Raw genomic sequence first — 10,654 nt, forward strand, 5'->3', positions numbered from 1 at the left:
TGCCGAGCGCAGATCAACGGACACCCGGTGCCTTGCGTACTGACCACACCTAAGGCTTACTTGGCTGCCCCGAACGGCGACCTGTCGATCTCGACACCCAACACGCCATCAGCCAAACACCATGCAGCCACTCTACTTCGATACCGCCGCGACCACTGCGGTTGACCCCGAGGTCATCGAGGACATGATCGATGTCCTGCGCAACGTCCCCGGCAATCCCTCCTCGACAACCCACCCGCAAGGCCGGGACGCAGCGAAAACGATAGAGGCCGCGCGCGCGACGGTCGCCGCAGAGCTTGGGTGCGACACCGACGAGGTCATCTTCACGGCCGGCGCAACCGAGGCGAACAACCTCGCGCTGCGCGGCATCGCCTTGGGATACCGTGCGCAGGGGCGACATCTGATCACCTCCGCGATCGAACACAAGGCCGTACTCGCCTGTTGTCGGGCGTTGGAGTCCGACGGCGTCGAAACCACGTATGTGAAGCCGAGCCGCGGCGGCTGGGTCACTCCCGAGTCCATCGTCGCAGCCCTGCGTCCGGATACCCTGCTGGTCTCGCTGATGCACACCAACAACGAGACCGGCGTCATGCAGCCGATCGCGGAGGTCGCCGCCGCGGTCGCGGAGGCCGGCGTCCTCTTTCATGTCGATGCGGCGCAAGGCGCAGGAAAGTTCGCGATCGACCTCACGCAGACGCCGATCGACCTCCTGTCGCTCTCCGCGCACAAGTTCTACGGTCCAAAAGGCGTCGGCTGTCTCGTCGTGCGCGACCGCCGGCATGTCCGGATTCGCCCGCTCATGGACGGCGGAAGCCAAGAGTATGGACTACGCCCCGGGACACTCGCGACCCATCAGATCATCGGCCTGAGCAGCGCGCTCACCCGCGTTGCAGCACCTCGCGATCAGGATCTCCGACACGTGGCCGCACTCAAACAGCGGTTTCTGCAGCGCCTCGGGGAGGATCTTCGCGTTCACATCAACGGCGACCCGTCCCGGACATCGCCCTACATCCTCAACATCTCCTTCGAGGGCGTGCCGAGCGACGCACTCATCAATCAGCTCGCCGAGGAGATCGCGATCGGCTCCGGATCCGCCTGCTCCTCCGGCGCCGTCGAGCCCTCTCACGTCTTACGTGCGATGGGGGTCGAGGAGGGGACGCTTTACGGAGCCGTCCGGATCAGCTTCGGCCGCGACCACACAGAGGCCGAGATCGACCAAGCCGCGGCAGCCTTTCGCCAGGCCATCGCCCGTATTCGCGCCATGGAAGATTAGCCGGCGTCCTCGGGACCGATCTGCGTCCGGACTCTCTCGCGCATCGCCCTGCCAGTATGAGCGAATGAATTCACCCCTACAGGCCTTCCCGGTATCCGCAGTCGGGACGCCTATTCACGGAAATCGCCTCAATCCTCGCCATGGGGGGAAGGCGCCGCAAAGATCGTCAGTTTGAGCTCGGCATCATCGATCAGCCTGAATTCCGGTTTTCCAGAAATTCCCGATCGTCCTTAGGCGAGATCACGGTCTTGAATCGGTTCCAGAGTTTAGGGTTCAAGTCATTCAACGCTGTGCCTGGCACCGTCTGTTCGTCGAAGCGAATAAGCCGCGCCTGACTGCGTTGTTGGAACAAACGCGCCAAGACATCCGGCTTCATTTTCTCGTACATGACTGATCTCCATTCCCGGGAACAGGCACGACATTAGACCGAAGCCCGGCAACTGCCAAGCGTACGCGATGACCACCCGACACGGCGCCGCATGACCGGGAGCGTCGTCCGACGATCTCAAAGGGTCGAGATCGTCACCCCCGTGTACCTTGGCGCCGCCTCCGGGTTCGTGTAATCTCCGCTCAAGACGTTGCAGAGTCCGTTCGAACGGGCCCTGCTTAGGAACCGCCTCTCAACACTGATGTTGACCCGCCTCGTGAAACCCTCCGCCCCATGAAGCTCAATCGCGCCAAGGCCACCTTCGGGCGCCACGAGACCTTTCCGCTGCGCTACGGCTGGCTGCCGAAAGGCTTCGAAGCGCTGACGGACGACCCCGAGATCTTTGCCCGGCCCGAAGATGCCATGATTCGGCTCGGTGTCGGGCGCAACATGGTCAACGCCATCCAATACTGGTTGCAGGTCACCGGATTGGTCACCTTCGACGGCGGACGCGGCAAGCCGACCCGACTGGGTACGACCTTGCTCGGCACACGCGGCGACCCCTATCTTGAAGACGACGCCACACTCTGGATCCTTCACTGGTTGATCGCCTCCAACGCCGAGTCCGCGACCGGCTTCTTCTGGTTCTTCAACCGCTTCCCCATGCCGCGTTTTCGGGATTCCGATGCCCTGCGCGCCATCGGCGAGTTCTCCGAGCAGGAGCTGAAGGCACCGCGATCGGCGAGCACACTGAAATCCGACATCTCCACGCTGCTGCGCATGTACGCCGCCGAGGCGGGGCGCACCGACGAGCATCTCGACTCGCCCTTCGCGCAGCTCGGGCTCGTCGAGAGCGATCCCGATGCCGGTTTTCGCAGCCTGCGAGGCGCACGCCCGGCACTGCCGCCGGTTGCCCTGCAGTTCGCGCTCGCCCAACGCTTCGGCGCGCAGCCGCAGCAGCCGGCCCTGCCGATACGCGTCGTCCTCTACAGCGACGAGGGCTGGGCCGCACCCGGCGCGGCCTTCCGTCTGACCGAAGACGGCCTGATGACCGGACTCGCCCGCGTCATCGAGCAGGATCCGCGCAGCTACGAGCTACGCGACACCGCCGGCGTGCACCAGCTCTACCGACGCGGCGAGGTGATCGACCCGATCGACATCCTCTCGCAGCACTACCGCGGAAGGGCCGCCGCATGAGTGCGCTCGGCGGCGTCGACCCGGAGATATCCCGATGACCCGCAAGCACGCTGCGCCGCGGCATTACGATCACAGCTATCGGCAACTGTTCTCGCATGTCGAGATGGTTCGCGATCTGTTGACCGGCTTCGTGCGGGACGATTGGGTGCAGTCAATCGATCTCGGTACATTGGAGTCCGTCAAGGGTAGCTTTGTTACGGACGATTACCGCGACCGCGAGGACGACGTGATCTGGCGTGTCCGCTGGTCGGACGGCTGGCTGTACATCTATTTGCTGATCGAGTTTCAAAGCACCGAAGACCGCTTTATGGCAGTGCGGATCGCCAACTATGCGACCCTGCTCTACCAGGATCTGATCGCTCAAGCCGCATTGAGCCCGAGCGGGCGCTTGCCGCCGGTGCTGCCGATCGTGCTCTACAACGGCGAGCCCCGCTGGACGGCGCAGACCGAGCTGTTCTCTCTGGTCGAGCCCGTTCCGGGTGGACTGGAACGCTATCGGCCACAATGGTCCTACCTGTTGTTGGACGAGGGGGCGATCGCGCGCGACGACGCCTATCCGCCGGAGTTGCGCAATCTGGTGGCGGCGTTGTTCCGCCTGGAGAAGGCACGCGACGAGGCAACTTGGCTCGCCGTCTATGCGCGCCTCGTCGAGCTGTTGGACAGCTCCGCGCTGGACAGCCTCAAGCGCGCCTTCGGGCGCTGGATCTACCGAAGCTTCATCCGCAAGAAGCGCCTCGGAATCCAACTTCCGAGCATTGATGACTACAACGAGGTGCATGTCATGTTGCAGCAACGCGTCGAGCAATGGAACGCGGAGATTCTTGAACGGGGGCGACAAGAAGGGCGACAAGAAGGGCGACACGAAGGCCGCCGCGAAACCGCCCTAGAGCTGATCCGGAAAACCGATTTCGACGACGCCACCATCGCCGACATCAGCAAACTGTCCTTGGAAGAGATCCAGGCAATACGCAATCTGCCGAGCGCACATTGAAAACACAGGGCGCTTGACAGGCTCCGAAGGTGATCAGGGCCGAGAGTGACACCGTCCGAAGTGTCATGGAACCTGACACCCTGATCCAACCAGCGAGACAACAAGCCCAGAAGGACCGCGACGTGACCACATTGGATCGTGTTATCCACATCGGCACCGCCTACACGCGCTCGATCAACCTGACGCGCGATGCCGATGCGCCGGAGCTGATCCGTGCCTATGTTCCGACGTCGCGCGCCATACAGGCACTTGGACGCATGGCGGACGGCCTTTCCGCAGGTGCGCATCAGCGTGCCGTGGCGCTGATCGGCCCATACGGCACCGGCAAATCGGTGTTCGGCCTCTTCGCCGCTGCCGTCTTGTCGGAACCCGAAGCCGAGCAGCATTCCGCGGCGATGGCGGTGCTCGAAACAGCCGACCCCGATCTCGCCGCCCGTTTTCGCACCGCCCGACCGAACGGACGCGGTTTCCTGCGGGTCGCCATCAACGGCATCCCGGACTCGCTCGTTCGACAGTTGATGCTCGGCCTCGCGCTTGCCGTCGAGCACTCCGGCCTGCCTGCCGCGTTGATCGACGACGTCCTCTCCGCGGCCCAGCCCGGGACGCCGATGGACCATGTCCTGCACCTTGTCGGACGCGTGCAGCGCGCGTGGGCGCATGCCGGCGGATCGGGCGTGCTGATCGAGATCGACGAGCTCGGCAAGTTTCTCGAATACGAGTCTTATCACCCGCAGCATCGCGAGATCCATCTGCTGCAATTACTCGCCGAGCACGCACACGCCGAGAGTGCTGCCCCGCTGTACCTGCTCGTCATGCTGCATCAGGCATTCGAATACTACAGCCAGCGGCTCGGCAAACAGTTGCGCGACGAATGGCAAAAGGTCCAGGGCCGGTTCGAATCCATCGCCTTCATCGAGCCGGCCGAGCAATCGCTGCGTATCGTCGGTGCCGCCTTCGAGCGCACCGCGCCCTTAGCGCCGAACCTCCGTGCACAGCTCGACCGAATCACGGATGCGCTCGAGCAGCACGGCGCGCTCCCCGTCGGTCTGGACACCACGCAGGCCCGCGCTCTCTTCGAGCGCTGCTACCCGTTGCACCCCATCACGCTCCTCATCCTCCCGACCCTCTGCCAGAAGGTCGCGCAGAACGAGCGGACGCTCTTCTCCTACCTCGGCAGCGCCGAGCCGTTCGGCCTGCGCGAGCGTCTCGGCCGCCTACGGATGGGCGATTGGATCGGCCCCTGGGAACTCTACGACTACTTCATCCTCAACCAATCCGGCAGCGTCTCTGACCCCTTGACCTATCACCGTTGGGTCGAGGTCATCACCGCGCTGGAGCGCTTCGACAGCGCCCCGGACGACCCCGCCGTGGATCTACTCAAGACCATCGGCCTGCTCAATCTCATCGGCGCGCAGCGTGGGCTCAAGCCCAGTGAGCCGCTCTTGCGCCTGCTGTTCGACCAGACCGCGCCGGAGCTGCTGCAGCGGCTCGAAGCCGTCTCCACCATCCATTTCCGCAGCTACAGTCAAGAGTGGCGGGTCTGGCAAGGCAGCGATTTCGATCTCGCCGCCGCCCTGCGCGAGGCCACCGCCGAGCAGGTCCAGCTCTCTCTGGTCGACACCCTAAACACGCTCGCCCCGCTGAGGCCGCTGGTGGCGCGGCGAGCGACCATCGAAAGCGGCACGGTCCGCGCCTTTACGCCGCGCTTTACCGCCGCGGACCGTTGGCCGCCGAAGTCCATCGAGACCGATCCCCCGGCCCGGGACACGCTTGATCTCTGGCTCTATCTCGCCGAAGCACACGAGGCGCCGAGCCTGGAGGGCGCACCCTTCAGGAGCGTCGTCGCAGTGTGCCATTTCACCGAGCGTCTGCATGAATCGGTTGCGCGATGGATCGCCTTGCAGGAGCTGCCGACCCGCCACGCCGCGCTCCACCACGACCCGGTCGCGCAACGCGAGCACCGCGCCTGGCTCAACAACGCCGAGATCGAGACCCTGCAACTCATCCGCGCCCTGCTCGACGAGCCCGAGGCGCTGCGCTGGTATTGGAAGGGCAGGGAGCGTCCGGCCCAAGAGCGTCCGGTGACCGATCGTCGCGATCTCCAGGTGAAGCTCTCGGCCTGGGTGCAGAACATCTGCTATCCGAAGTCGCCGCGTCTGCGCAACGAGCTGATCAACCGCGATCGTCCCTCGCCGAGCGCCAATCTCGGCCGCAAGCGTCTGATCGCCGCCATGCTCGAATCGCCCGACCGGCCCGATCTCGGCATCGAGAAGACACCGGCGGAGAAGAGCCTGTATCTCTCTCTGCTCAAGCAAAGTCATCTGCATCGCCGCAGCGACGGCGAGACGGGTTACGCACTCCATGTCCCATCGGACCCGGATCCCTGTCGTCTAAAACCCCTCTGGGAAGAGATCGAAAAGATTCTCGGAACGGCCGGCGACCGTCAGGTCGGCTTGCCCGAGATCTACTCCCGACTCCAGCGCCCGCCCTTCGGCGCCAAGCTCGGCCCCCTGCCGGTCTTGATCATCGCCTATCTTCAGGCGAATCGCCGCGAGGTGGCCTTCTATCAGGAAGGCGCCTTCTGCGAAGAGCTGACGGTCGAGCAAGCCGAGCTGCTGTGTCGGCGCCCCGAGCTTTTTGCCCTGGAACGCTTCGATCTCGGCGGACTGCGCGGCGAGATCTTCGATCGCTACATCAAAGACATCGTCGGACGTGTTCGCGCGGACGCAACCCTGCTCGATATCGTGCGTCCGCTGGTGCGCTTTATCTCCGGCTTGCCCGAGTACACCCAGCGCTGCAAGACCCTCAGCCCCGAGGCGGTGCAGGTACGCGACGCCTTTCAGGGCGCGCGCAGCCCCGGAGCCCTGCTGTTCGAAGCACTTCCGCGCGCCTGCGGCATCGCCATCGACGACTTCACGACGGTCGATCCGGTGCGGGTCGAGCCCTTCATCGTGCGGCTCCGTGAAGTCTTCAAGGAGCTCAACGACGCCTATCCGACCCTGCTCGAACACTGGCAGGCCGAGCTCGCTCGCGTGCTGATCGCCGCACCGGTGACGGATCTCGCGGCCCTGCGCGCCGCCGTGACCGAGCGTTATCAGGGGCTGGATCGGCTCACACCCGACCGCATGGGCCTTGGCGCACTGATCCGCCGTCTCTGCGAGACCGTGCACGACTCCGACCAGGCGTGGCTGGAATCCGTTGCGACCCTGCTCGGCAAGATGCCCCCGACCAAGTGGCACGAGGAGACCCGTCGACTCGCCGAGCTGCGTCTGCGCGATCTCGGCAATCAGTTACAGGATCTCGAACGACTCCGACTCGGCAAGGTCAATAACCGCGATCCCGACGAAGGCGCACACAACGGCGATCCGCTGCTCATGAAGACCGTCGACAGCCGGCATGGCGAGATCACGCGCGTCATCCATCTCTCGGATGCGCAGCGCAGATCCGCCACCGCCCGCGCCGAATGCATCGCCGCGACACTCGCCGATGTCGCCGAGAGCGATCGACTCGCCGTCCTCGCCATGCTCTGGGAGCGATTTACCCGAACCGAACCATCAGGAGAAACCGCCCATGAATGACGAGAAACCCGCCAAGCCCGTCCGTCATCTCCTCGGTCTATCCGGCGGTAAGGACAGCTCCGCCCTCGCCATCTATCTGCGCGACCGCATCCCCGAAATGGAATACTTCTTTGCGGATACCGGGGCTGAGCTTCCCGAGACATTGGAGTATATCGATCTGTTGGAGGATTATTTGGGGAAGCCGATTGCCAAGCTGAATGCGCGACGCGATTTTGACTACTATCTCAAGCTCCACAACAACTATTTGCCTTCGCCGCGACAGCGCTGGTGCACGATCAATCTGAAGCTGCTCCCTTTTGAAAACTATGTCGGTAACGACGAGGTCATTTCCTATATCGCGATTCGCGCCGACGAGCCCTCCCGCGCGGGGTACCTGTCGACTAAGCCAAACATCAAGACATGTTTCCCCTTCAAGGACGATGGGCTCAACAAGGAAGACATCACTCAAATCTTGGAGGAGTCTGGATTGGGCCTTCCGAAATATTACAGTTGGCGAAGCCGATCCGGGTGTTACTTTTGCTTCTTCCAGCGCCGCGAGGAATGGGTCGGCCTCAAGAAGCATCACCCGGACCTCTACGAACGCGCCAAGGAATACGAGAAAGGAGAAGGCGAGTCCGGAAAAGTCTACACCTGGAGCCAGGCTGGGACGTTAGACGACATTGTGAATCGTGCCGAGTCCGCACCGGAGCAAAAAAAGACAACGCCTCGGTCGAAAAAATTGATTGATCGATTCTCCGACTCGGATGACGATAAAGATTCGGATGAAAGTTGTCTGATCTGCACCTTGTAATAACTCAGATAAATTCTTGCATCGCATGGCTGGTCCTAAGACTAGAGTCGTGCTGACAAGCGTCACTGAATTAGCGAGAAAGTATCTGTCATGCCAATTAAAAACATCACATGTGAAGAGCCTCCGCTTCCTGAATTTTCCGACTGAGCGGAATGCGGATTTTCTTAAAGCGTATAAGATTTTAAAGTTCGAGAGTACAAGAGGAACCGGCTCATGGCGTTGATAGACACTCAGACCTTCAACCTTTCAAAACAGCGACTCACTACGGCTTTGAGCATCATACCTAATAAGCCGGACGTTTTTAGCACAAGTAGAATGCGAGAAGCGCGGGTCGCGTTCATATCCGGCAAAAATGTTTTATCTTCGATTCGTGGATGGCTGCTTGCGGGAGGAGTCATCAAAAATGATGGGCGGCAGTATTTCTTGACGGATTACGGACAGCGTCTGCTCACAAATGATCCTAAGATGGAGAGGGCAGGCTCATGGTGGAGTCTGCATTTAAATATATGCTTCTCAGAGCGCTGTGAACCTTATCACGCATTCTTTCTATTGCTAGGTGCGGCCGCTGACTATGTCGCTCAAGATGATGTCTTGATCTCGAAATTGGCTGGAATGATTAAAGACGACAACGGGGATCCCATTGCAAATGCCAGCGTGAAAACCAATCTCGAGGGTGTCATTAGAATGTTCACAGGGGAAAGTCCACTGACTGATCTAGGTCTTATCGATTTTCTAGAAAATAAGAATAAGTTGAAATTGGGTGACCCTAAAGTTACGGATCAAACGATCATATACGCTCTCGCCTTAGCTCGAAAGAGTAGATTTCCGACCCGAATTACAGTTAACTTTCGTGAGCTTATTGATTCCGGGTTCCATCACTTCATTTGCTTGTCGGTTACCGACTTTCGCAGGCGTCTTCGCGAACTCACTAGATCGCCTGCCTGGCAGTCGCATTTTACATTCACCGAAGGCAAAGACCTCGATTCGATTCATTTCGGGGATAAGCTGAATCCCCCCCAGACTTTGCTCCATCTTTTGCTTGAATGCGAGGATACGTGGATCTGAGCGAGGATCGAATCATGGACAGAGAAAATGTGAACGTCGTGCTGACGGGGCTCCTAAACGCGCATCGCCTCGAACGTTACCAAGGACTTGTGTTAGCACTTGAGTCCGAGTCCGATTTGGACCAACTAGTCATCCAGGTCGAGGCCGTCTGTCTGGATCACAACGTTTGGCGTCGTCCGGATGTTAATGGGGCGCCGACCATCCCATGCACGCGACGTGATTGGATGAGAAGTGTATTTACACTGCGACCAAATGGCTTGGTGATCGTCAAGCCGACGGAATGGATGATCGATTGGTCAGAGCTTGACGAAACGACATTTTGGAATGCGCTCGCCGATGCTTTTGGTCGCCACGAGATCATCTCTATCGCCGTTTCGACACCTGCGCTCATCAAGCATCTGCGAATCAGTTTCGTTCCCTATAAATTATCCGGTCTGACAGTGTCGATATGGGTCTCACGGCATCAGCCAGTCGACCACCTCAAGGAGTTTTTTGAATGACCAGGCTATCTGATCTCATACGGGTCGATCATTCACGCCGCGACGCCGCGATTCGTTTAGATGATGGCTTGCTCGCCCATGCAGAGAATTTGGTCGATGCCTTCACGCCGACACATTCCTCCCTGGCGATTCTTTGGAATGTGCAAAAGGCCGTGCTCGCTAACGCTCCGCAGCAGCGTCGCGCGATGATTTGGCATGGCGTCTATGGGTCTGGGAAAAGCCACCTCGGGGTTCTAGTCGGCGAGCTTCTGCGTCGCGGCATGAGCAGCAAGGCGATGCATGGCTTTCTGGATCGACTCAGGAACCTTGGCGAGTCGAAGCTCGCCGAAGCGCTCGAGACAACCTTCCATGCCAGCAATGATGCGGATTCTCGCCCCTATTTAGTCGTAACGCTTTACGGCTCTCCTGCGCCGACATTGCAGAATTCATTGCTTGAAGGGTTGTATCAAACCCTTATCAGTACGCCTGGGCTGGATCCAAACGAGATTATGCCCAAAACAGAGTTCAACGCCGCTCTCGATCGTCTCAAGCTCATTCTTGAGCTTCATCCGGATTACCGTTCGCGTCCGCTTGCGCACTGGAGCATCCAAAGTGCCGCCTTTAATCCGGAGGAATTGGAAAGCCAATTACTCGCATTCGATCCGGATGCTTTGGATGCTTTCAAATCCTGGCATCCGAAGGTGTCTGCAGGTGCGTTATTCGATCCGCAAGCTTTTGGTGGAATGGGCGTTACGGACGCATTCCTTGAGGCGGCCATGGTGCTTAAGCGTGAGCATGGCTTCAACGGGATCGCGGTCATCTGGGACGAGTTCGGCTATGCCATAGAGAACTTAGTAACGATTCACTAACAAGTAAGGCATTTTACCTCAGCCATCTTGTATGAAAAGTGCGTT

9 protein-coding genes are annotated in these 10,654 nt (G+C 60.2%); 8 read left to right on the forward strand and 1 reads right to left on the reverse strand.

The window, feature by feature from the left end:
* The first annotated feature begins 121 nt into the window (after positions 1-121).
* On the forward strand, positions 122-1,273 hold the full coding sequence (locus THIMADRAFT_RS22580) for a cysteine desulfurase family protein (protein WP_007195453.1): 1,152 nt from the start codon (positions 122-124) through the stop codon (positions 1,271-1,273).
* 190 nt (positions 1,274-1,463) lie between these two features.
* Here the strand turns inward: THIMADRAFT_RS22580 and THIMADRAFT_RS22585 are convergent, their stop codons facing one another.
* Positions 1,464-1,661 (reverse strand): hypothetical protein, encoded by a 198-nt coding sequence (locus tag THIMADRAFT_RS22585; RefSeq protein ID WP_007195454.1) that lies wholly within the window; start codon positions 1,659-1,661, stop codon positions 1,464-1,466.
* Positions 1,662-1,934: 273 nt separating this feature from the next.
* Between THIMADRAFT_RS22585 and THIMADRAFT_RS22590 the strand changes: the two genes are divergently transcribed.
* From THIMADRAFT_RS22590 to THIMADRAFT_RS22620, 7 genes are all read left to right on the forward strand, one after another.
* Positions 1,935-2,837 (forward strand): DUF4007 family protein, encoded by a 903-nt coding sequence (locus tag THIMADRAFT_RS22590; protein ID WP_007195455.1) that lies wholly within the window; start codon positions 1,935-1,937, stop codon positions 2,835-2,837.
* 34 nt (positions 2,838-2,871) lie between these two features.
* Positions 2,872-3,828 carry an Rpn family recombination-promoting nuclease/putative transposase gene (locus THIMADRAFT_RS22595; protein WP_007195456.1) on the forward strand — a complete coding sequence of 319 codons (957 nt, stop codon included), beginning with the start codon at positions 2,872-2,874 and terminating at the stop codon, positions 3,826-3,828.
* A gap of 65 nt (positions 3,829-3,893) precedes the next feature.
* Positions 3,894-7,406: a hypothetical protein gene (locus THIMADRAFT_RS22600; RefSeq protein WP_199484285.1), complete on the forward strand. Its 3,513-nt coding sequence runs from the start codon at positions 3,894-3,896 to the stop codon at positions 7,404-7,406.
* Entirely contained in the window at positions 7,399-8,196 is a 798-nt protein-coding gene (locus THIMADRAFT_RS22605; RefSeq protein ID WP_007195458.1) for a phosphoadenosine phosphosulfate reductase family protein, read from the forward strand. Before THIMADRAFT_RS22600 ends, THIMADRAFT_RS22605 begins: the two co-directional genes overlap by 8 nt.
* A 213-nt stretch (positions 8,197-8,409) precedes the next feature.
* Positions 8,410-9,261, forward strand: coding sequence for a DUF4007 family protein (locus THIMADRAFT_RS22610; protein WP_007195459.1), 852 nt, complete (start codon positions 8,410-8,412; stop codon positions 9,259-9,261).
* 14 nt (positions 9,262-9,275) lie between these two features.
* On the forward strand, positions 9,276-9,761 hold the full coding sequence (locus THIMADRAFT_RS22615; RefSeq protein ID WP_007195460.1) for a hypothetical protein: 486 nt from the start codon (positions 9,276-9,278) through the stop codon (positions 9,759-9,761).
* Entirely contained in the window at positions 9,758-10,609 is an 852-nt protein-coding gene (locus tag THIMADRAFT_RS22620; protein ID WP_007195461.1) for a hypothetical protein, read from the forward strand. The genes THIMADRAFT_RS22615 and THIMADRAFT_RS22620 overlap by 4 nt, the downstream gene beginning before the upstream one ends.
* Positions 10,610-10,654 lie beyond the last annotated feature (45 nt).

This window comes from Thiocapsa marina 5811 (assembly GCF_000223985.1).
GTDB classification, from domain to species: Bacteria; Pseudomonadota; Gammaproteobacteria; order Chromatiales; family Chromatiaceae; genus Thiocapsa; species Thiocapsa marina.

Excerpts from the sequence above, each read along its gene's own strand:
- THIMADRAFT_RS22580 (WP_007195453.1), top strand. The coding sequence starts at position 122 with ATGCAGCCACTCTACTTCGATACCGCCGCGACCACTGCGGTTGACCCC.
- THIMADRAFT_RS22585 (WP_007195454.1), bottom strand. The coding sequence starts at position 1,661 with ATGTACGAGAAAATGAAGCCGGATGTCTTGGCGCGTTTGTTCCAACAA.
- THIMADRAFT_RS22590 (WP_007195455.1), top strand. The coding sequence starts at position 1,935 with ATGAAGCTCAATCGCGCCAAGGCCACCTTCGGGCGCCACGAGACCTTT.
- THIMADRAFT_RS22595 (WP_007195456.1), top strand. The coding sequence starts at position 2,872 with ATGACCCGCAAGCACGCTGCGCCGCGGCATTACGATCACAGCTATCGG.
- THIMADRAFT_RS22600 (WP_199484285.1), top strand. The coding sequence starts at position 3,894 with ATGGAACCTGACACCCTGATCCAACCAGCGAGACAACAAGCCCAGAAG.
- THIMADRAFT_RS22605 (WP_007195458.1), top strand. The coding sequence starts at position 7,399 with ATGAATGACGAGAAACCCGCCAAGCCCGTCCGTCATCTCCTCGGTCTA.
- THIMADRAFT_RS22610 (WP_007195459.1), top strand. The coding sequence starts at position 8,410 with ATGGCGTTGATAGACACTCAGACCTTCAACCTTTCAAAACAGCGACTC.
- THIMADRAFT_RS22615 (WP_007195460.1), top strand. The coding sequence starts at position 9,276 with ATGGACAGAGAAAATGTGAACGTCGTGCTGACGGGGCTCCTAAACGCG.
- THIMADRAFT_RS22620 (WP_007195461.1), top strand. The coding sequence starts at position 9,758 with ATGACCAGGCTATCTGATCTCATACGGGTCGATCATTCACGCCGCGAC.